Annotated in this window: 16 protein-coding genes and 1 pseudogene; 12 read left to right on the forward strand and 5 right to left on the reverse strand. The window is 73.4% G+C overall.

Annotation, left to right across the window (positions count from 1 at the left end):
• Positions 1-49: 49 nt before the first annotated feature.
• The 5 genes from AB0L33_RS28445 to AB0L33_RS28465 are packed head-to-tail and all read left to right on the forward strand — an operon-like array spanning position 50 to position 6,630.
• The gene (locus tag AB0L33_RS28445) at positions 50-1,042 is read left to right on the forward strand and encodes a cobalamin biosynthesis protein (RefSeq protein ID WP_365685972.1); all 993 of its coding nucleotides are present in this window, start codon (positions 50-52) and stop codon (positions 1,040-1,042) included.
• Positions 1,039-2,592 (forward strand): cobyric acid synthase, encoded by a 1,554-nt coding sequence (locus AB0L33_RS28450; RefSeq protein ID WP_365685973.1) that lies wholly within the window; start codon positions 1,039-1,041, stop codon positions 2,590-2,592. The genes AB0L33_RS28445 and AB0L33_RS28450 overlap by 4 nt, the downstream gene beginning before the upstream one ends.
• Positions 2,589-4,610, forward strand: coding sequence for a putative cobaltochelatase (locus AB0L33_RS28455; protein WP_365685974.1), 2,022 nt, complete (start codon positions 2,589-2,591; stop codon positions 4,608-4,610). Before AB0L33_RS28450 ends, AB0L33_RS28455 begins: the two co-directional genes overlap by 4 nt.
• The gene (gene cobO, locus AB0L33_RS28460; protein WP_365685975.1) at positions 4,610-5,209 is read left to right on the forward strand and encodes a cob(I)yrinic acid a,c-diamide adenosyltransferase; all 600 of its coding nucleotides are present in this window, start codon (positions 4,610-4,612) and stop codon (positions 5,207-5,209) included. Before AB0L33_RS28455 ends, cobO begins: the two co-directional genes overlap by 1 nt.
• On the forward strand, positions 5,203-6,630 hold the full coding sequence (locus AB0L33_RS28465) for a cobyrinate a,c-diamide synthase (protein ID WP_365685976.1): 1,428 nt from the start codon (positions 5,203-5,205) through the stop codon (positions 6,628-6,630). Before cobO ends, AB0L33_RS28465 begins: the two co-directional genes overlap by 7 nt.
• A 5-nt stretch (positions 6,631-6,635) precedes the next feature.
• Here AB0L33_RS28465 and AB0L33_RS28470 read toward each other — a convergent pair whose 3' ends face one another.
• A complete protein-coding gene (locus AB0L33_RS28470) occupies positions 6,636-7,358 on the reverse strand; it encodes a ZIP family metal transporter (protein ID WP_073968386.1) in 723 nt (240 codons plus the stop codon).
• A gap of 6 nt (positions 7,359-7,364) precedes the next feature.
• Between AB0L33_RS28470 and cobC the strand changes: the two are divergent.
• Positions 7,365-8,975: pseudogene (cobC, locus tag AB0L33_RS28475) on the forward strand (Rv2231c family pyridoxal phosphate-dependent protein CobC).
• Positions 8,976-9,059: 84 nt separating this feature from the next.
• Here cobC and AB0L33_RS28480 read toward each other — a convergent pair.
• Positions 9,060-10,103 carry an SCO1860 family LAETG-anchored protein gene (locus tag AB0L33_RS28480; protein WP_365685978.1) on the reverse strand — a complete coding sequence of 348 codons (1,044 nt, stop codon included), beginning with the start codon at positions 10,101-10,103 and terminating at the stop codon, positions 9,060-9,062.
• Positions 10,104-10,428: 325 nt separating this feature from the next.
• Positions 10,429-11,529, reverse strand: a complete 1,101-nt coding sequence (locus tag AB0L33_RS28485; RefSeq protein WP_365685980.1) for an amidohydrolase family protein — start codon at positions 11,527-11,529, stop codon at positions 10,429-10,431.
• Between the two features lie 133 nt (positions 11,530-11,662).
• On the opposite strand from AB0L33_RS28485, the gene AB0L33_RS28490 reads away from it, so the two are divergent.
• From AB0L33_RS28490 to AB0L33_RS28515, 6 genes are all read left to right on the forward strand, one after another.
• Positions 11,663-12,769 carry an aminotransferase class V-fold PLP-dependent enzyme gene (locus tag AB0L33_RS28490; protein ID WP_365685981.1) on the forward strand — a complete coding sequence of 369 codons (1,107 nt, stop codon included), beginning with the start codon at positions 11,663-11,665 and terminating at the stop codon, positions 12,767-12,769.
• A 319-nt stretch (positions 12,770-13,088) separates the two neighbouring features.
• Positions 13,089-13,619 carry a diaminobutyrate acetyltransferase gene (gene ectA, locus AB0L33_RS28495; protein ID WP_365685983.1) on the forward strand — a complete coding sequence of 177 codons (531 nt, stop codon included), beginning with the start codon at positions 13,089-13,091 and terminating at the stop codon, positions 13,617-13,619.
• 134 nt (positions 13,620-13,753) lie between these two features.
• Complete coding sequence (gene ectB / locus AB0L33_RS28500; RefSeq protein WP_365686087.1) at positions 13,754-15,010, forward strand: diaminobutyrate--2-oxoglutarate transaminase; 1,257 nt, start codon at positions 13,754-13,756, stop codon at positions 15,008-15,010.
• Between the two features lie 52 nt (positions 15,011-15,062).
• Positions 15,063-15,461, forward strand: a complete 399-nt coding sequence (locus AB0L33_RS28505) for an ectoine synthase (protein WP_073968379.1) — start codon at positions 15,063-15,065, stop codon at positions 15,459-15,461.
• Between the two features lie 4 nt (positions 15,462-15,465).
• Positions 15,466-16,359: an ectoine hydroxylase gene (gene thpD / locus AB0L33_RS28510; RefSeq protein WP_365685985.1), complete on the forward strand. Its 894-nt coding sequence runs from the start codon at positions 15,466-15,468 to the stop codon at positions 16,357-16,359.
• A gap of 94 nt (positions 16,360-16,453) precedes the next feature.
• Positions 16,454-17,464, forward strand: a complete 1,011-nt coding sequence (locus tag AB0L33_RS28515) for a VOC family protein (RefSeq protein WP_365685988.1) — start codon at positions 16,454-16,456, stop codon at positions 17,462-17,464.
• 9 nt (positions 17,465-17,473) lie between these two features.
• Here AB0L33_RS28515 and AB0L33_RS28520 read toward each other — a convergent pair whose 3' ends face one another.
• Positions 17,474-19,033 (reverse strand): arabinogalactan endo-1,4-beta-galactosidase, encoded by a 1,560-nt coding sequence (locus tag AB0L33_RS28520; RefSeq protein ID WP_365685990.1) that lies wholly within the window; start codon positions 19,031-19,033, stop codon positions 17,474-17,476.
• A gap of 54 nt (positions 19,034-19,087) precedes the next feature.
• On the reverse strand, positions 19,088-21,133 hold the full coding sequence (locus tag AB0L33_RS28525; protein ID WP_365685992.1) for a beta-galactosidase: 2,046 nt from the start codon (positions 21,131-21,133) through the stop codon (positions 19,088-19,090).
• Positions 21,134-21,142: the final 9 nt, after the last annotated feature.

Here is a 21,142-nt window from a genome sequence, read left to right on the forward strand (position 1 = left end):
CCTCTTCCCACAGCCCTCGTCGGCGGACTCCGGCACGGCCGGCTGAACCGTGCGTGCCGATCGCATCTACGCGTACGGCGCCACCGCCGGCCTGATCGGCGACCTGCTGCTCGGTGACCCGCGCAGGGGGCACCCGGTCGCCGCCTTCGGGCGGGCCGCCGCAGCCGTCGAGGACCGGCTCTGGCGCGACCACCGCGGCCGGGGCGCCCTGCACACCCTGATCTGCGCCGGGGGCGCCGCCGGGAGCGCCGCGCTCGCCGCCCGCGCCCTGCGGAGCCACCCCGCCGCGTCCGTGGCCCTGACCGCCGCCGCCACCTGGTCCGTCGTCGGCGGTACGTCGCTGGGGCGGGAGGCCCGGGCCATCGGCGGGGCGCTCGCCGCGGGCGACATCGAGTCTGCCCGGGAGCGGCTGCCCCATCTGTGCGGGCGCGACCCGCAGGCGCTGGACGGCCCCGGGATCGCGCGCGCCGTGGTCGAGTCCGTCGCCGAGAACACCTCGGACGCCGTGGTCGGCGCCCTCGTCTGGGGCGCCCTCGCCGGTGTCCCCGGGCTCGTCGGATTCCGCGCCGCCAACACGCTCGACGCGATGGTCGGCCACAAGTCGCCCCGCCACCTGCGGTACGGCTGGGCCTCGGCCCGGCTCGACGACCTCGCGGGCTGGCCCGGCGCCCGGCTCACCGCCCTGCTCGCCGTGGCCTCCGGCGGCCGTCCCCGGGAGGCGGTACGGGCCTGGCGGGCGGATGCCGCCAAGCACCCGAGCCCCAACGCGGGGCCCGTGGAGGCCGCGTTCGCCGGGGCGCTCGGCGTACGGCTGGGCGGGACCCTGGCGTACGGCGGGCGCGTCGAGCACCGGCCCGTGCTCAACGGTGCGGCCGGGCGGGCGGTGGAGACGGCGGACATCGAGCGCGCCGTGCGCCTCTCGCGCCGGGTGGGCGTGCTCGCCCTCGGCGTCACCGTGGCCGCCCGGCTCGGCACGGCGGCCCTGGCGCGGCGGGCCCGGAGACCTCACGGATCGCGTACGGCTGGACGGAGAGCGATATGAGCGGTGGACTGCTGGTCGCCGGGACCACTTCGGACGCGGGCAAGAGCGTCGTCACGGCGGGCATCTGCCGCTGGCTGGTGCGCCGGGGCGTGAAGGTCGCCCCGTTCAAGGCGCAGAACATGTCGCTGAACTCCTTCGTCACCCGCGAGGGCGCCGAGATCGGCCGGGCCCAGGCGATGCAGGCCCAGGCCGCCCGCGTCGAGCCGACCGCCCTGATGAACCCGGTGCTGCTCAAGCCCGGCGGCGACCGCTCCAGCCAGGTCGTCCTGATGGGGAGGCCGGTCGGCGAGATGAGCGCCCGCGGCTACCACGGCGGACGGCAGGAGCGCCTGCTGTCCACCGTCACGGACTGTCTGGAGCAGCTGCGGAGCACCTACGACGCGGTGATCTGCGAGGGCGCGGGCTCGCCCGCCGAGATCAACCTGCGCCGCACGGACATCGTGAACATGGGCGTCGCCCGGGCCGCGCGCTTCCCGGTCGTGGTGGTCGGGGACATCGACCGGGGCGGGGTGTTCGCCTCGTTCTTCGGGACGACCGCGCTGCTCGCGCCGGAGGACCAGGAGCTGATCGCCGGGTATCTGGTCAACAAGTTCCGGGGCGACGTCTCGCTGCTCGAGCCGGGGCTCGACATGCTGCGGGACCTGACGGGCCGTCCCACGTACGGGGTGCTGCCGTTCGCGCACGGGCTCGGCATCGACGAGGAGGACGGCCTGCGGGTGTCGCTGCGCGGCACCGTACGGGAGTCGACGGTCGCCCCGCCGCACGGCGAGGACGTCCTGCGCGTCGCCGTGTGCGCGATCCCGCTGATGTCGAACTTCACCGATGTGGACGCGCTGGCCGCCGAACCGGGCGTCGTCGTCCGCTTCGTGGACCGGCCCGAGGAGCTGGCCGACGCCGACCTCGTCATCGTGCCCGGCACCCGGGGCACCGTGAAGGCGCTCGCCTGGCTGCGCGAGCGCGGGCTCGCCGGGGCGCTGCGGCGGCGCGCCGCCGAGGGGCGGCCGGTGCTCGGCATCTGCGGCGGCTACCAGATCCTGGGCGAGCGCGTCGAGGACGAGGTGGAGTCGCGCGCCGGGCGGGTGGACGCGCTCGGCCTGCTGCCCGTGCGCGTCCGCTTCGAGCGCGAGAAGACCCTGGCCCGGCCGTCCGGCGTGGCGCTCGGCGAGCCCGTCGAGGGCTACGAGATCCACCACGGGGTCGCCGATGTGCGCGGCGGCGAACCGTTCCTGACGGACGGCCGGGGCACCCCGCTGGACGGCTGCCGGTCCGGGGCCGTGTGGGGCACGCACTGGCACGGTTCCCTGGAGAGCGACGCCTTCCGCCGCCGGTTCCTGGCCGAGGTCGCCCGGCTCACCGGCCGCCGCTTCGTGCCCGCGCCCGACACCTGCTTCGCCGCCCTGCGCGAGGAACAGCTCGACCGCCTCGGCGACCTGATCGAGGAACACGCGGACACCGACGCGCTGTGGCGGCTCGTCGAGTCGGGCGCGCCGTCCGGTCTGCCGTTCATCCCGCCCGGCGCGCCCGCCATCCCCGTCAAGGAGGCCCTGTGAGTACGCCCTACCCCTTCACCGCCGTCGTCGGCCAGGACGACCTGCGGCTCGGGCTGCTGCTCAACGCGGTCAGCCCGGCCGTGGGCGGGGTCCTGGTCCGCGGCGAGAAGGGCACCGCGAAGTCGACCGCCGTGCGCGCGCTGGCCGCGCTGATGCCGGAGGTCGCCGTCGTGCCGGGATGCCGGTTCTCCTGCGACCCGGCGTCGCCCGATCCGGCGTGTCCGGACGGGCCGCACGAGGACGCTGCGGGCGTGTCGCGGGCGGCGCGGACCGTGGAGCTGCCGGTCGGGGCGTCCGAGGACCGGCTCGTCGGGGCGCTCGACATCGAACGGGCCCTCGCGGAGGGCGTGAAGGCCTTCGAGCCGGGGCTGCTCGCGGACGCGCACCGCGGAATCCTGTACGTGGACGAGGTCAATCTCCTCCACGACCATCTGGTGGACCTGCTGCTCGACGCGGCGGCCATGGGTGCCTCGTACGTGGAGCGCGAGGGCGTCTCCGTACGGCATGCGGCGCGGTTCCTGCTGGTGGGGACGATGAATCCCGAAGAGGGCGAGTTGCGGCCGCAGTTGCTCGACCGGTTCGGGCTGACCGTCGAGGTCGCGGCGTCCCGCGAGACGGACCAGCGGGTGGAGGTCGTGCGGCGGCGGCTCGCCTACGAGGACGATCCTGCGGGCTTCGCGGCGCGCTGGGCCGACGAGGAGGCGGAGTTGCGGGGCCGGATCACCGCCGCGCGGGCGCTGCTGCCCGAAGTGGTGCTCGGTGACAAGGCGTTGCGGCAGATCGCGGCGACCTGCGCGGCCTTCGAGGTCGACGGGATGCGGGCGGACATCGTCATGGCCAGGACCGCGACCGCGCTGGCCGCGTGGGCGGGGCGCACCGCTGTGAGCGCCGAGGACGTCCGGCAGGCGGCCCTGCTCGCGCTCCCCCACCGGAGGCGGCGCAACCCCTTCGACGCGCCGGGGCTGGACGAGGACAAGCTGGACGACACGCTGGAGCGGAACGGCGGCGGGGACGACGAACCGGAGCCGGACGGCCCCGGTGACGGCGGGGGCGGCGGGGGTGGCGGCGGGCTGCCGCCGCGGGGGGACGGGCCCGACACGCCGCCCGCGCCCGCCGACGGGGCGGACGACACGCCCGGGGCCCCCGTGCCCGGTCAGGGCGGTGAGCAGCAGCCCGTACGGGCGGGTGAGCCGTTCCGTACGAAGATGCTGAGCGTGCCCGGTCTCGGCGAGGGCGCGGCGGGGCGGCGGTCCCGGGCGCGCACCGAGCACGGGCGGACGACCGGTGCGCGGCGGCCCGAGGGCGCGCTGACCAAGCTGCATCTGGCCGCGACGGTCCTGGCCGCCGCCCCGCACCAGCGGGCGCGGGGCCGGTCCGGGCGGGGGCTGGTGGTGCGGCGGGACGATCTGCGGCAGGCGACGCGGGAGGGGCGCGAGGGGAATCTCGTGCTGTTCGTCGTGGACGCCTCCGGGTCGATGGCCGCCCGGCAGCGCATGGGCGCCGTCAAGGGCGCGGTGCTGTCCCTGCTGATGGACGCCTATCAGCGGCGCGACAAGGTCGGCCTGGTCACCTTCCGGGGCCGGGGGGCGGAGGTGGCGCTGCCGCCGACCTCGTCGGTGGACGCGGCGGCGGCCCGCCTCGAATCGCTGCCGACGGGCGGGCGGACCCCGGTGGCCGCCGGGCTGCTGAAGGCGCACGACGTGCTGCGGGTGGAGCGGCTGCGCGACCCGTCCCGGCGGCCCCTGCTGGTCGTGGTGACGGACGGGCGGGCGACGGGCGGGCCGGACCCGGTGGCGCTGGCCGCGCGGGCCGCCCGGCTGCACGCGGCCGAGGGCACCGCGTCGGTCGTCGTGGACTGCGAGGCGGGCCCGGTACGGCTGGGCCTCGCCGCGCGCCTCGCCGCCGACCTGGGCGGCACCGCCGTCACGCTGGACGAGTTGCGCGCCGAATCGATCGCCGGGCTGGTCAAGGACGTCCGGGGCGCGGGTCCCGGGCACACCGACAGGAGGGTCGCGTAATGCCGCAGGGACAGCCGGAGAACGTGCCGGACGACGGACTCACCACCCGGCAGCGGCGCAACCGGCCGCTGCTGATGGTGCACACCGGCATCGGCAAGGGGAAGTCGACGGCGGCCTTCGGGCTCGCGCTGCGCGCCTGGAACCAGGGGTGGCCCGTCGGGGTCTTCCAGTTCGTCAAGTCGGCGAAGTGGAAGGTCGGCGAGGAGAACGCGCTGAAGGTGCTCGGCGCGAGCGGCGAGGGCGGGTCCGTCGCCTGGCACAAGATGGGCGAGGGCTGGTCCTGGGTCCAGCGCGACGACCAGACGGACAACGAGGCGAAGGCCCGCGAGGGCTGGGAGCAGGTCAAGCGCGACCTGGCCGCGGAGACGTACCGGCTGTACGTGCTGGACGAGTTCGCCTATCCGCTGCACTGGGGGTGGATCGACACCGACGAGGTCGTCTCGGTGCTGCGCGACCGCCCCGGTACGCAGCACGTCGTCATCACCGGCCGCAACGCGCCCGCCGCGCTGCTCGACGCGGCGGACCTGGTGACGGACATGTCGAAGGTCAAGCACCCGATGGACGCCGGGCAGAAGGGCCAGAGGGGCATCGAGTGGTGAACGTCCCCCGCCTGGTCGTCGCCGCGCCGTCGTCGGGGAGCGGCAAGACCACCGTCGCGACGGGGCTGATGGCCGCGTTCGCCGCGCGCGGGCTCGCCGTGTCCGGGCACAAGGTGGGCCCCGACTACATCGACCCCGGCTTCCACACGCTGGCGACGGGACGCCCGGGGCGCAACCTCGACGCGTACATGTGCGGGCCCGAGCTGATCGCCCCGCTGTTCGCGCACGGCGCGCGGGGCTGCGGGCTGGCCGTGGTCGAGGGCGTGATGGGTCTGTACGACGGGGCCTCGGGGCTCGGTGAGCTGGCGTCGACGGCGCAGGTGGCGAAGCTGCTGCGGGCGCCGGTGGTGCTCGTCGTGGACGCGTCGTCGCAGTCGCGGTCGGTGGCGGCGCTGGTGCACGGGTTCGCGTCCTGGGACGCGGGCGTGCGGATCGGCGGGGTGATCCTCAACAAGGTGGGGTCCGACCGGCACGAGGCGTTGCTGCGGGAGGCGTTGGAGGAGTCCGGGGTGCCGGTGCTGGGTGCCTTGCGGCGGGCGGAGGGGGTCGCCGTGCCGTCGCGGCATCTGGGGCTGGTGCCGGTGGCGGAGCGGCGGGCCGAGGCGGTGGCCGCTGTCGCGGCGATGGGTGAGCGGGTTGCGGCCGGGTGCGACCTGGAGGGGTTGCTGGCGTTGGCGCGGTCGGCACCCGCGGTGCCGGGTGGGGCGGTGTGGGATGCGGGGGGTGCTGCAGGCGGGGGTGTTCCCCTACCCGCCCCTTCCCGTGACCGGGGCGCTGCCCCTGACCCCGCTCCTCAAGCGCCGGAGGGGCTTGGTTCGGCGCGGCCCGTCGTCGCCGTTGCCGGTGGGGCCGCCTTTACGTTCTCGTATGCCGAGAACACCGAGTTGCTCGCCGCTGCCGGGGCCGACGTCGTGACCTTTGATCCCCTGCGGGACGAGGCTCTGCCCCCCGGGACCCGGGGCGTCGTCATCGGGGGCGGGTTTCCCGAGGTGTACGCGGCCGAGCTGTCCGCCAACGCGGGCTTGCGGAAGGCCGTCGCGGAACTGGCGCTCTCCGGGGGGCCCGTGGCCGCCGAGTGTGCCGGGTTGTTGTATCTGGCGCGGTCTCTGGACGGGCTGCCGATGTGCGGGGTGCTCGACGCCGAGGCGCGGATGACCAAGCGGCTGACGCTCGGTTACCGGGACGCCGTGGCGCTCACCGACAACGTGCTGGCCGCCGCCGGGACGCGGATGCGGGGGCACGAGTTCCACCGGACCGTCATCGAGCCCGGGGCGGGCGACGAGCCCGCCTGGGGCATGCACCGGCCCGAGCGGCGCGTCGAGGGGTTCGTCCGGGGCAACGTGCACGCGAGTTATCTGCACACCCACTGGGCCGCCTCGCCCGGCACCGCCGCACGGTTCGTCGAGCGGTGCCGGGGGTGACGGGGTCACTGGGCGAGGCCCACCACCAGCCAGATGAAGCAGACTCCGGCCACCGTGCACAGCAGCGTGGAACGGGCCGGGTGGTCGTGATGGGCTTCGGGCAGGATCTCGGCGGCGGCGAGGTAGAGCAGCGCGCCGCCGAAGAAGCCGAGATAGCAGCCGAGCAGTTCCTCCGGCAGGGTGAACAGCAGGGTCGTCGCCGCCCCGACGACAGGTGCCGCCGCGTCCGCGAAGAGCATCGTGAGTGCCCTGCGGCGGGCGTTCCCGTAGAGGCTGGTGATCGTGTACGTGTTGAAGCCGTCCGCGAAGTCGTGCGTGATCACGGCGAGGGCGACGGCCGCCCCCATCCCGCCGCCGACCTGGAAGGCCGCGCCGAGCGCCACCCCGTCCATGAGGCTGTGGCCGACCATCGCCGCCGCCGCCGTCAGGCCGACCTGCGGGACCCGCTCCTCGGCCGCCCCGTGGGCCGCCTGGCGCACCGCGAGCAGCCGCTCCACCAGGTGGGCCACGAGGAAGCCGCCGACGAACAGCAGCAGCGCGGCCGGGACGCCGAAGACGAGGCCGCCCGCCGCCTCCACCGCCTCGGGCAGCAGGTCCAGGCCGACCACCCCGAGCATCAGCCCGCCGGCCAGACCGAGGACCAGGTGGCGGCGGTCGCTGACGCGCTGGGCGACCCAGCCGCCCGCCAGGGTCATCAGGAACGCGCCGAGCGCGACGAACACCGCCATGGCCTCTTGCTAGCCGATGCACCCGGCCCCGCGCATCTCGGCGCGCTGGTCGTCGGCGTCGGCGCCTCCCGGGGCGTCCGTGCCGACGAGGTCACCGGGCTGGTCCTGGAGGTGCTGCGGGAGGCAGGACTCACGGACATCGCCGAACTGGCCACCGTGACGGCGAAGGCCCGTGAGCCGGGGCTGCTGGCCGCCGCCGCCCGGTTCGGGGTTCCGCTGCGCGCGTATCCGGCGGACGTGCTCGCCCTGGTCCGCGTGCCGCACCCCTCCGGCGCCGCGCTCGCCGCCCTCGGCACCCCCTCGGTGGCCGAGGCCGCCGCCCTCGCCGGCGGCGGTCAACTCCTCGTACCCAAAAGGAAGTCGCGGCCGCGTGACGGGCACCCGTCGATGGCCACCTGCGCGGTCGTGCGCCGGCCCGTCGGGACCGTTGCGTGAAACCGGGTGCGGGGCGCATAGTCATCCTGCCGGAGTCCACCCAGGCCACGGCGCACACCCCCACACCACACCCCCACCACGGCGGTCATGCACACTCCCACTGAGAGTCCCGACGCGACAGGCGCGGGCACCCACGATCTGCGTCACCACGGCGACGCGGAAGTACGCGGACGGGGCCGGGATCTGACCGATCTCGCCGTCAACGTACGGGCCGGCACCCCACCGGCCTGGCTGCAGGAACGTATAGCCGGCTCCCTGGGCACGCTCGCGGCGTACCCGGACGGCCGCGAGGCCCGCGAGGCGGTTGCCGCGCGCCACGAGCTTCCGCCCGAACGCGTGCTGCTGACGGCGGGTGCGGCGGAGGCGTTCGTCCTCGTCGCCCGTGCGCTGCCCGCCCGGCGTCCGTACGTGGTGCACCCTCAGTTCACCGAGCCGGAGGCGGCGTTGCGCGCGGCCGGGCACGAGGTGGGGCGGGTGCTGCTGCGGGCCGAGGACGACTTCCGGCTCGACCCGGCGGACGTCCCCGACGAAGCGGACCTGGTGGTCGTCGGCAACCCGACCAATCCGACGTCCGTCCTCCATCCCGCCGCCGTCCTCGAACGCCTCGCGCGTCCCGGCCGGACCCTGGTGGTGGACGAGGCGTTCATGGACGCGGTGCCGGGCGAGCGCGAGGCCCTGTGCGGGCGCACGGACGTCCCCGGGCTCGTCGTCCTGCGCAGCCTGACCAAGACCTGGGGCCTCGCCGGGCTGCGCATCGGTTACGTGGCGGCCGACCCGGAGACGATCCGCACCCTGGAGGCGGCGCAGCCGCTGTGGCCGGTGTCGTCGCCCGCGCTGGCGGCGGCGGAGGCGTGCGTGGAGCCGCGCGCGCTGGCGGAGGCCGCCGGTGCGGCGGACCGGATCGTGGTCGACCGGGCGCATCTGGTCGCGGGGCTGCGGGAGTTCACGGAGGTCCGGGTGGTGGAGCCGGCCGAGGGGCCGTTCGTCCTGATCCGCCTCGACGGGGCCGCCGAGATCAGGGAGCGGCTGCGGATGCTGGGGTTCGCGGCGCGGCGGGGAGATACGTTTCCGGGGCTCGGGGAGGGCTGGCTGCGGCTGGCGGTGCGCGACCGGACGACGACCAACCGCTTCCTTCAGGCGCTGGACCTGGCGCTCCAGGCGCTGACTGTGGCGGGGCGTTAGCGGGGCGCCCCCATGAGTGAGCGGTGCTCCCCCCTCGGAGCACCGCTCACCAACCCCTCCCCCGGGGTCCCTCCCCTCGGGCCGTCAGCCTCGGGCGCGGCGGCGGGTCAGGACCATGGCACCCGCGCCGGCCGCCAGCAGCAGAGCCGCGCCGCCCGCGATGTACGGCGTGCTGGAGCTGCTGCCCGTCTCGGCCAGGTCCGCGTCGGTGGCGGCCGGCGCCTGGTCCGTACCCGTCTGGGTCTTCACGTCGCCGCCCCCGGTGGAGCCGCCCTTGTCGCCGCCCGTGGAACCGCCGTCGGTGGCGCCGCCGTCACCCGAGCCGCCGTCCGTCGAACCGCCCCCGGTCGCGCCGCCGTTCTCGTTGCCGCCGTTGCCCCCGTGGTCGCCGCCGCCCGTGTGGCCGCCGTGGCCCTTCGGGGCTTCGCAGGTGGCCTCCGCGAGCGTGACCTCGCCCTTGACGTCCGCGACGTTCAGTTCGAGCGGGTTGACCGACACCTTCAGCCGGAGGGCCACTGCCGCGGCCGTGCGCGAGGTGGTCTCCGTCTTCGACAGGTCGAGCGTCACCTCGCCGACGTGCGGCACCGCGACCCGCGTGGTGCCGCCCGCCGTGAGCGTGACGCGCTTGCCGAGCACCGACACGTGCCCGAGCACGTTGGACTCGGCGACCGGGCGGCCGCCCGCCTCGCAGACCGCCTTCGACGTGACCTTCTCGACCTCGATCAGCGGGAACGCCGTGAGTCCGGGGAGGCCCACCCGGGCGTTGGCGAGGTTGCTGTAGCCGGCGGCGCGGTGCTTGTCGGCGGTGGCCTTCGCGGTGGCCACATCGGCCTTGAGGACGCTGAACGGCCTTCCGCGGTCCACCCCGTCGAGCCGCACGCTGAGCGCGGTCTGCTCCGCGCTGCGCGGTGCCCGCACCTCGTTGAGCGTGACCTTCAACGGCACGTCGACCGTCTTGTTGAGGAGGGAGACGTCGAGCGCGGTACGGAGCACGACCGCGCTCGCCTTCCCGTCGCCGCCGGCCGTGGTGGTCGTCGCGGGGGCGGCCTGGGCCGGGACCGCGACCAGGGCGGCGACGGGAGCTGCGGCGACCGCCAGGGCGGCGAGGCGGAAGGTGTTGCTGTTCAAGATGGTGGAACCCCCACAGGAGACATGGAGCCACCGGCGCGCCGTCCAATGGGGGACATCGCGGGCACCGGTGGCCTCGACTCCGTGAATCTTTACGCACAGAGGGTGAACTGGCGGACACCTGACGCCAGTTCACTCCAAAGGGGGGTTTCCGCGTCTGTATTCGAATATTCCGGCACGTGCGTTCCTCGGGTTCACCCGTTTCACTGAGCGCAGGGGCGCTCCGGAGCACGCGAGAGCGGCCCGTACGCCGGCCTCCCGCATGCGCGGAGAAGGGTCAACGAGCGGGCCGCCCTCAGGTCACTGCTGGTCAACGCGGTGTGCGTCAGGCGATCACGCGGCCGTTCAGGACGACCCGGCGCGGCCCGGCCAGCACCCGGACGTCCGCCCGCGGGTCCTCGTCGTACACCACGAGGTCGGCCGGTGCCCCCTCGTCGAGGCCGGGCCTGCCGAGCCAGGCCCTCGCCCCCCAGGTCGTCGCGGACAGCGCCTCCAGGGCCGGGATGCCCGCCTTGACGAGCTCCGCGACCTCGTCGGCCACCAGGCCGTGCGCGAGGACCCCGCCCGCGTCGGTGCCGACGAAGACCGGGATTCCGGCGTCGTGGGCGGCGCGCACGGTGTCGTAACGGCGTTCGTGGAGCCGGCGCATATGGGCGGACCAGCGCGGGAACTTCGCCTCGCCGCTCTGCGCGAGCGAGGGGAACGTGGCGATGTTGACCAGCGTCGGCACGATCGCCACCCCGCGCTCCGCGAAGAGCGGGATGGTGTCCTCGGTGAGGCCCGTGGCGTGCTCGACGCAGTCGATCCCGGCCTCGACCAGGTCGCGCAGCGAGTCCTCCGCGAAGCAGTGCGCGGTGACGCGGGCGCCCAGCCGGTGCGCCTCGGCGATGGCCGCCTCGACCGCCTCGCGCGGCCAGAGCGCCGTCAGGTCGCCCACCTCGCGGTCGATCCAGTCGCCGACGAGCTTCACCCAGCCGTCGCCACGGCGCGCCTCCTGGGCGACGTACGCGACGAGTTCGTCCGGCTCGATCTCCCAGGCGTAGTTCCGGGTGTAGCGGCGGGGCCGGGCGATGTGGCGGCCGGCCCGGATGATCTTCGGTAGGTCCTCGCGGTCGTCGATCCACCGGGTGTCGGCGGGCGAGCCCGCGTCCCGCAGGAGCAGCGCCCCGGCCTCCCGGTCGTCCAGGGCCTGCTTCTCGCTGGTCGCCGCGTCCACCGCGCCGTGGTGGTCGAGGCCGACGTGGCAGTGGGCGTCGACCAGGCCGGGCAGGGCCCAGCCGGTGACGGTGACGGCGTCGTCCGCGCCGGGCGGCCGCTCGTAGGTGATCCGGCCGCCGACCGCCCAGAGCTCGTCCCTGACCTCCTCGGGTCCGACGAGCACCCGCCCCTTCACATGCAGCACCCGCGATGCCTCGTGATCACTCATGCACAGCACTGTACGAGGGGCCCACCGGGTGCGACATGCCCTGTCCCGGCCCGTCCGGACGGTGCTGGGTACTCTCGGAGGCGCCCGGTCAGCAGGCCGGAGCCCGCCGACCGAAACCGAAGAGAGCACCGCCGTGACGCACCCCTTCCTCGACCTCGCTCCGCTGACCGCCGCGCACTTCGCGGCGATCGAGCGGCGGGTGGCCGGTCTGCTGGCCACCGAGCAGGACGTCGTCATCATGCAGGGCGAGGCGCTGCTGCCCCTGGAGGGCTGCATCCGGGGCGGCGCCCGGCCCGGCTCGACGGCGCTGAACGTGGTGACCGGGCCCTACGGGCAGACCTTCGGCAACTGGCTGCGCGACTGCGGGGCCGAGGTCGTCGACCTGGAGGTGCCGTTCCACACGGCCGTCACCGCGGACCAGGTCGCCGAGGCGCTGGCCGCGCACCCGGAGATCGACTTCGTCTCGCTGGTCCACGCCGAGGCGGCGACCGGGAACACCAACCCCGTCGCGGAGATCGGCGAGGTGGTCCGGGCGCACGGCGCGCTGTTCATGCTGGACGCGGTGGCCTCGGTCGGCGCCGAGCCGCTGCTCCCGGACGCCTGGGGCGTGGACCTGTGCGTGATCGGGGCGCAGAAGGCGATGGGCGGGCCCGCCGGGGTCTCGGCGGTGTCGGTGAGCGCGCGGGCCTGGGAGCGGATCGCCGCCAACCCGCAGGCGCCGCGCCGGTCCTACCTGTCGCTCCTCGACTGGAAGGAGCGCTGGATCGACGGCGGCCGCAAGGCTCTGCTGCACGCCCCGGCCCAGCTGGAGATGCTGGCCCTCGAGGCGTGCGTGGAGCGGATCGAGGCGGAGGGCGCGGACGCGGTGATGGCCCGTCACGCGGCGGCCGCGGCGGCCACCCGGGCCGGTGCGGTGGCGCTGGGCGGCGGCCTGACCCCGTACGTCCACGAGGCCCGGGACGCGGCGCCGGTGGCGACGACGCTGCGCACGCCCGAGGGTGTGGACGCGTCCGAGCTGGTCGCGCGGGCGCTCGCGGGCGAGCCCTCGCTGCCGCTGATCGCGGGCGGGGGCGCGCTGGCCAAGGAGATGATCCGGGTCAATCACTACGGGGTGGATGCGACGCGGGGCGCGGTGCTCTCCTCGCTCGCGGCTCTGGGGGCGGCGCTGGCCGGGACCGGCCGGCAGGTCGATCTGGAGGCTGCCCGGAAGGCCGTCTCGGAAACCTGGCCGAGCGCATAAAAAGCGCATCGATTAAACAATGCGGGGAGCTGCCTGAATCAGAGCAGCTCCCCGCATTCTTATGCCCGCATCTCCCGGGACTAAACACCCCGGTTCCCAATGCGTTTCAGGACCCCATTCCAGTTGTGTGTGGAGAGAGTTACGGTCTTGTGACCGACTCCACATAGCCGGAGATTTGCCCGAAAAATACCGGACAGAACACCATAAAACAAAGGCCGCTCGCGCCGGTGCGCGCACCCGCCTGATAACACAGACGCCTGCCTCACCCAACCCCTCACGTCGATGCAATTTAAAAACTTGCTGGGTAAATTCAAATGCCATGACCGCCGCACCAGCAGATTTTGCAAGTGCCCGAAGCGAATTCCTTACGATCGACACGCCACGAGTGGAGGACGGAGCCGCGATCTGGCGCATCGCCCGCGACTCCGAGGTCCTGGACCTCAACTCCTCGTACAGCTACCTGCTGTGGTGTCGTGACTTCGCGGCGACCTCCGTGGTCGCCCGCGACGAGACCGGCTCCCCGGTCGCCTTCGTGACGGGGTACATCAGGCCGGACCGTCCCGAGACGCTCGTCGTCTGGCAGGTGGCCGTCGACCACCGCCACCGCGGTACGGGCCTGGCGGCGAAGCTGCTGGACTCCCTGACCGCGCGGGTCGCCGCCGAACAGGGCCTGGCCTCGGTCGAGACGACCGTCACCCCGGACAACACCGCCTCGGACCGCCTGTTCACCTCCTACGCGCGGCGCCACGACGTGGCCCTGGAGCGCGAGGTGCTCTTCGACGGCGGACTGTTCCCCGAGGGCACCCATCTGCCGGAAGTGCTGTACCGCATCGGCCCGTTCCACGCCTGAGCGCGCACTCCCGCCCGCCGCAGCTTCCTTCAACGCCGCCCGTCACACCCCCCTCACGCAGGAGACCCGCTGTGACCATCACCCCGCCCGCCCGCCCGTCTCCCACCACCACCCTCAACGGACCGGCCTACGGCCTGACACCTGCTGACCTCAGTGTCTTCGAGACCCTGGAATCCGAGGTCCGGAGCTACTGCCGCGGCTGGCCCGCCGTCTTCGACCGCGCCCAGGGCGCCCGGCTGACCGACGAGGACGGCCACTCGTACCTGGACTTCTTCGCCGGCGCCGGCTCGCTCAACTACGGGCACAACAACCCGGTGCTCAAGCGCGCGCTGATCGACTACATCGAACGCGACGGCATCACGCACGGCCTCGACATGGCGACCACCGCCAAACGCGCCTTCCTGGACACCTTCCAGAACGTCGTGCTGCGCCCCCGCGACCTGCCGTACAAGGTGATGTTCCCCGGCCCCACGGGCACCAACGCCGTCGAGGCGGCGCTGAAGCTGGCCCGCAAGGTCAAGGGACGCGAGTCCGTCGTCTCGTTCACCAACGCCTTCCACGGCATGTCGCTCGGCTCGCTCGCCGTGACCGGCAACGCGTTCAAGCGGGCCGGTGCCGGCATCCCGCTGGTGCACGGCACCCCGATGCCGTTCGACAACTACTTCGACGGCAAGGTCCCCGACTTCCTCTGGTTCGAGCGGCTGCTGGAGGACCAGGGTTCCGGGCTCAACCACCCGGCCGCCGTGATCGTGGAGACCGTCCAGGGCGAGGGCGGCATCAATGTAGCCCGCGCCGAGTGGCTGCGCGCGCTCCAGGAACTGTGCCACCGCCAGGACATGCTGCTCATCGTGGACGACATCCAGATGGGCTGCGGCCGCACCGGCGGCTTCTTCTCCTTCGAGGAGGCCGGGATCACGCCGGACATCGTGACGCTGTCGAAGTCCATCAGCGGCTACGGACTGCCCATGTCCCTCTGCCTGTTCAAGCCGGAGCTGGACGTCTGGGAGCCCGGCGAGCACAACGGCACCTTCCGCGGCAACAACCCCGCGTTCGTCACCGCGGCCGCCGCGCTGGACGCCTACTGGGCGGACGGCCAGATGGAGAAGCAGACGCTGGCCCGGGGCGAGCAGATCGAGCAGACGATGCTGGCCATCTGCGGCGAGCACCACAGCGCCCGGTTCCGGGGCCGCGGGCTCGTCTGGGGCCTGGAGTTCGAGGACCCGGCGCGCGCCTCCGCGGTCTGCGCCCGCGCGTTCCAGCTGGGGCTGCTGCTCGAGACCTCCGGCCCGCAGAGCGAGGTCGTGAAGCTGCTGCCGCCGCTCACCATCACGCCCGAGGAGCTGGACGAGGGCCTGCGCACGCTGGCCCGTGCCGTCCGCGAGACCGCCTGACGGCCCGGAACCGCACCCCTCACCCCCGTAGAGAGAAAGGCACCGAAACACCGTGATCGTCCGATCGTTCGCCGACGTCGAGAACACCGACCGGCACATCAAGGCCGCCTCCGGCACCTGGGAGAGCAAGCGCATCGTGCTCGCCGAGGAGAAGGTCGGCTTCTCGCTCCACGAGACCATCATGTACGCCGGCACCGAGACGTCGATGTGGTACGCGAACCACATCGAGGCGGTGCTGTGCGTCGAGGGCGAGGCCGAGCTGACCAACGACGAGACCGGTGAGAAGCACTGGATCACGCCGGGGACCATGTACCTGCTCAACGGCCACGAGCGCCACACGATGCGGCCCAAGTCCGACTTCCGCTGCGTCTGCGTCTTCAACCCGCCGGTCACCGGACGGGAGGAGCACGACGAGAACGGTGTCTATCCACTGCTGACCGAGGAGGGCTGAACCCATGACCACCGACGTACGCACCGATCTGTACCCCTCGCGCGGCGCCGCCGAGATGACCACTCCCCGCCAGGACCCGGTCATCTGGTCCGCGCCGGGCGCGCCGGGGCCGATCAGCGCCAAGGACCTCCAGGGCTACGAGCACGACGGCTTCCTGACCGTCGACCAGCTGATCACCCCGGACGAGGTGGCCGGCTACCACGCCGAGCTGGAGCGGCTGATCACCGACCCGGCGGTCCGCGCCGACGAGCGCTCCATCATCGAACCGAAGTCGCAGTCCGTGCGGTCGGTCTTCGAGGTCCACCGGATCAGCGAGGTCTTCGCCCGGCTGGTCGCCGACGAGCGAGTGGTGGGCCGGGCCCGCCAGATCCTCGGTTCGGACGTCTACGTCCACCAGTCGCGGATCAACGTCAAGCCCGGGTTCGGGGCTTCCGGCTTCTACTGGCACTCGGACTTCGAGACCTGGCACGCGGAGGACGGTCTGCCGAACATGCGGACGGTGTCCGTGTCGATCGCGCTGACCGAGAACCACGACACCAACGGCGGGCTGATGATCATGCCCGGCTCGCACAAGTCGTTCCTCGGCTGCGCGGGCGAGACGCCGAAGGACAACTACAAGAAGTCGCTCCAGATGCAGGACGCGGGCACTCCGTCGGACGAGGCGCTGACGAAGATGGCCGACCGGCACGGCATCAGGCTCTTCACGGGCAAGCCCGGGTCGGCGACCTGGTTCGACTGCAACGCGATGCACGGTTCGGGCGACAACATCACGCCGTACCCGCGCAGCAACGTGTTCATCGTGTTCAACAGCGTGGAGAACGCCGCGCAGGAGCCGTTCGCGGCGCCGGTCCGCCGCCCGGAGTTCATCGGGGCGCGCGACTTCACCCCGGTGAAGTAGGGCCTTCGGAAGGGGGTGGCACGGGAGCGACCGCGCCCCCCCCCTCCGGCATATCTCGGTGGACCGGGGCGGGGGCGGCGGGAACAGTGGGCGCATGACATCCCACGTACAGCACATCACCATCGACTGCGCCGACGCCTACACCCTGGGCACCTTCTGGGCGGCCGTGCTCGGCTCCCCGCTCTCCGACGAGGACTTCCCCGGCGACCCCGAGGCCCTGGTCCAGGCAGAAGGCGCCGCCCTCCTGTTCGTCACCGTGCCGGACAAGAAGCAGACCAAGAACCGCGTCCACCTGGACATCAAGCCCGAGGACCGCACCCGGGACGAGGAGGTCGAGCGGCTGCTGGCCCTCGGCGCCACCCTGGTCGCCGACCACCGCAAGCCGAACGGACGGGGCTGGGCGACCCTGGCCGACCCGGAGGGCAACGAGTTCTGCGTGGAGTGCAGCGCCGGTGAACGGGCCGCGCTCACCGGTACGCGGCTGCCGGTCACCGCCGACGACGTGACGCGGGCGGTCCGGCTGGCGGTCGACACGCTCTCCGGCGCGGCGGACGCCGACTGGCTCGTCCCGGCCGGGACGCTGACCTGGGACTGCCGGGAGACCGCGGAGCACCTGAGCGACGACCTCTTCGCGTACGCCGTCCAGCTGGGCCCGCGTACGCCGTCGGTGGAGACCGAGGTGCCGTACCACTGGGGCCCCCGGCGCGAGGGCGGCCCGTGGAACGCGGTCTTCGCGGACCCGGAGGCGGGGGTGGCGGGGCTGCTCCAGACCGTGGAGGCGAGCGGCGCGCTGCTGGCCGCGATGGTGCGTACGGCTTCGCCGGACCTCCGCTCGTACCACGGGTACGGGGTCTCCGACCCGGAGGGGTTCGCGGCCATGGGCGTCGTGGAGACCCTGGTGCACGCCCATGACATCGCGTCGGGCCTGGGCGTCTCCTGGGAGCCGCCCGCCGAGCTGTGCGACCGGGTGCTGGCCCGGCTCTTCCCGGGGGCACCGGACGACAAGGACCGGTGGACCGTGCTGCTGTGGTCCACCGGTCGTGCCGACCTGCCGGGGCGCGAGCGCGTCACCTCGTGGAGGTGGCAGGGCGCCCCGCAGGCGTGACCCCGCCGGTCACGGGTGGGAGAACCAGTTCGCCGCCGGCAGCAGCTTCTGGTCGTAGCCGAAGAGGGCCTGGTTCTCCCAGGCGTTGCCGGAGGACGGGTCGGCCGGGTCCCAGCCGCTGCCGCTGACGGCGGTCCAGGCCGGCTCCCAGTACACCGCGCCCAGGCCCCGGCCGCCGGGGACGGCCTCGACGACGTTCAGCACGTCCCGGAAGTTGGCCGCCTGGCCGGCCGGGGTGGCCGGGTAGCCGCTGACCAGCTGGTCCGCGGTGGCGATGTTGTTCTCCAGGCCGTCGGCGTCCGCGAGGGTGTGGGCGTAGGCGGTCTCGGCGACCAGCACCGGCTTCCCGTAGCGGGCGGCGGCGTCGTCCAGGTTGGCCTGGAGGTCGGAGAGCGGCCCGTGCCAGTAGCCGTAGTACGAGAGCGCCACGACGTCGAAGGGCACGCCGTACGCGACCGCGTTGTCGAACCACCAGCGGGTGCCCGCGTTGTCGCCGCCCTTGGCCAGGTGCAGGGCCACCTTCGTACCGGAGGAGACGGCCTTGGCCGCGTTCGCACCGGAGGTGAGGAGGCCGGCGAGCTGGGACCAGTGGTCGGTGGAGCCCTCGGGCCAGAGCATGCCGGCGTTGATCTCGTTGCCGATCTGGACCATGTCGGCGGTGGTGCCCTGCGCCTTGAGTGCGTTCAGCACGTCGTACGTGTGGTTGTACACGTCCGTCCGCAGCTGCGCGTAGCCGTGTCCGGACCAGGCGGCGGGCTTGTTCTGCTTGCCGGGGTCCGCCCAGCTGTCGGAGTAGTGGAAGTCGACGAGCACCTTCATGCCGAGGGCCTTGGCGCGCTTGGCCATGGCCAGCACGTGGGCCTTGTCGTTGAAGCCGTCGGCCGGGTTCACCCACACCTTGAGGCGGACGTAGTTCATCCCGGCGGACTTCAGCAGGCCCATCGCGTCGCCGGTGGTACCGCTCGCGGAGCGGTAGACGGCGCCGTGGGCCTCGTTCTTCGGGAGGGTGGAGAGGTCGCCGCCCCTGACGGTGAGGCCGGTGGTTCCGCGGGCGAAGGAGATGTCGTCGAAGTTGGCCCACTCCCCCGCGTGCGCATCGGAGTTGAAGCTGATGGTGCAGGCACCGCCGACCACCTTCACGGAGGTGACGATGCGGATCCAGGCGCCGTTGGCGGTGGGCGGCAGGTCGGTGCGCCGCTCGGCACTGCCGCAGTTGCGCAGGGCGATGTAGGCGGACTTCTGGCCGCCGCCGGACCGCACCCAGGCGCTCAGGGTGTAGGTGCCGTCGGTGAGGCCGGTGAGGTACTGGTACGTCTCCACCTTGTAGGCGGAGGCGGACCAGTGGCTGAGCCGGGTGCTGCCGCCGTGGCCGCCGGCCTCGGTGAACGAGGCGGCGTTCTGCCCGCCCGCCGAGTAGGTCGACCAGCCGGTGGTGCCCGACTCGAATCCGGGGTTGGTGAGCGTGGTGGCGGCGTGGGCGGACTGGGCGGGCAGGGCGGCCAGCAGGAGTCCGGAGAGCGAGGCGGCCATCGCCGCCGCTCTCTTCCTGCCGTGCTTCATTGCGTACATCGTCGATGTCCCTTCGACCGTGCGCGGGAGTTGCCTGGGGTGGAGCGGTCGTGCCTAGCCGCCGAGCCGGACGACGCGGACGGCGCCCGCCGGTACGGCGAGTTCGCCCGACACGGGCTCGGCGGTGAGGAGTTCCGTGCCGGGGGCGGTGAGCGGGACCTTCGCCTCGTCCCCGGTGTGGTTGATCGCGAAGAGGTACGTGCCGCTCTCGCCGGTCCTGGTGACGACCTCGACGTCGTGGGGGAGGGCGGTGCGGGGCGCGATGCCGGCGTCCTCGCAGGCCCGGTCGAGGACGGCGTCCAGGTCCGCGCCGCCCAGCCGGGTGGAGATGTACCAGGCCGTGCCCTCGCCGAGGCGGTGGCGGGTGACGGCGGGGCGGCCGGCCGGGATGCCGTTCGCGTAGGACCACACGGTCTCGGCGCCGCGCGGGATCACCACGTCCGACCAGAGGTCGCCGGTGAGCTCCGGGCCCTCCGGGGCGCCCTCGGGAGTGATCAGGCGGACCGTGTCCCCCTCGGCGAGCGGCGCGAACTCCTCGACGCTCAGCCCCAGCACGTCCCGGAGCGGGCCCGGGTACGCGCCGGGGTGCACGGCGTCGTTCGTGTCGACGATGCCCGAGAAGTACGAGACCACGAGGGTGCCGCCGCCCTCCACGTACCGGCGCAGGTTGCGGCCGGTCTCCTCGGTGGCGAGGTAGAGGGCCGGGACGACGACCAGGGGGTGGCCGGAGAGGTCGGCTTCGGGGTGGGCGAAGTCGACGGTGAGGTGGCGGTCGTAGAGCGAGGCGTAGAACGTGTCGGCGCGCTCGCGGGCGTCGTGGTCCTGGCTGGGCCGCCACTCCAGGGACTGCGCCCACCAGGACTGCCAGTCCCAGACCATGGCCGCGTCGGCGACGGTCCGGGTGGCGCGGATGCCGTCCAGCAGGCCGAGGTCGGCGCCCAGCCGGGAGACCTCGCGCCAGACCCGGGAGTCGGTGCCGGCGTGCGGGAGCATCGCCGAGTGGAACTTCTCGGCGCCGCGCCGGGACTGCCGCCACTGGAAGAACATCGCGCCTTCGGAGCCCCGGGCGACGTGGGACAGGCTGTTGCGGGCCATCTCGCCGGGGCGCTTGGCGGGGTTGCGGGGCTGCCAATTGACGCCGCCGGTGGAGTGTTCGAGGAGCAGCCAGGGGGCGCCGCCCGCCACGGACCGGGTGAGGTCGGCGGCCATGGCCAGGTTGACGTGGGTGCGGCGGCCGTCGGTGATCAGGTAGTGGTCGTTGGTGACGAGGTCGACCTCGCGCCCCCAGGCCCAGTAGTCCACCGACTCGCACTGGCTGAGCGCGGTCATGAAGTTGGTGGTGACCGGGATGCCGGGGGCGTGGCGGTGCAGGAGGTCGCGCTCGGCACGGAAGTTCTCGCGCATGGTGGCGTCGGCGAAGCGCGCGTAGTCCAGCTGCTGGGCGGGGTTGCCGACGGTCGGGGTGGTGCGGGGCGGGTCGATCTCGTCGAAGCCGCGGTAGCGCTGGCCCCAGAAGGCGGTCCCCCACGCCTCGTTGACGGCCTCGACGGTGCCGTGGCGGGCGGTCAGCCAGCGGCGGAAGTGGGCGGCGCAGTGGTCGCAGTAGCAGGCGCTGACCGGGACGCCGTACTCGTTGTGGACGTGCCACAGGGCGAGCGCCGGGTGGTTCCCGTACCGGCGGGCGAGCTGTTCGGTGATACGGGCCGCGGCCGCCCGGTAGTCCGGGCTGCTGTGGCAGATCGCGCCGCGTGAGCCGAAGGCGTAACGGATCCCGTCCCTGCTGACCGGCAGCGCGTCGGGGTGCGCGCGGTAGAACCAGGCGGGCGGGGCGACGGTCGGGGTGCCGAGGTCGGCGCGGATGCCGTTGGCGTGCAGCAGGTCCAGGAGCCGGTCGAGCCAGCCGAAGTCGTAGCGGCCGGGCTCGGGTTCCAGCAGGGCCCAGGAGAAGATCCCGACGCTGACCATGGTGACGCCGGCCTCCCGCATGAGGCGCATGTCCTCGGGCCAGACCTCCTCCGGCCACTGCTCGGGGTTGTAGTCGCCGCCGAAGGCCAGCTGGTGCAGACCCTTCGGAAAAGTCGCGCGAGGGGTGTGCGGCATGGGCGTCTC

Origin of the sequence: Streptomyces sp. NPDC052299 (assembly GCF_040679335.1) — a bacterium.
GTDB lineage: Bacteria > Actinomycetota > Actinomycetes > Streptomycetales > Streptomycetaceae > Streptomyces.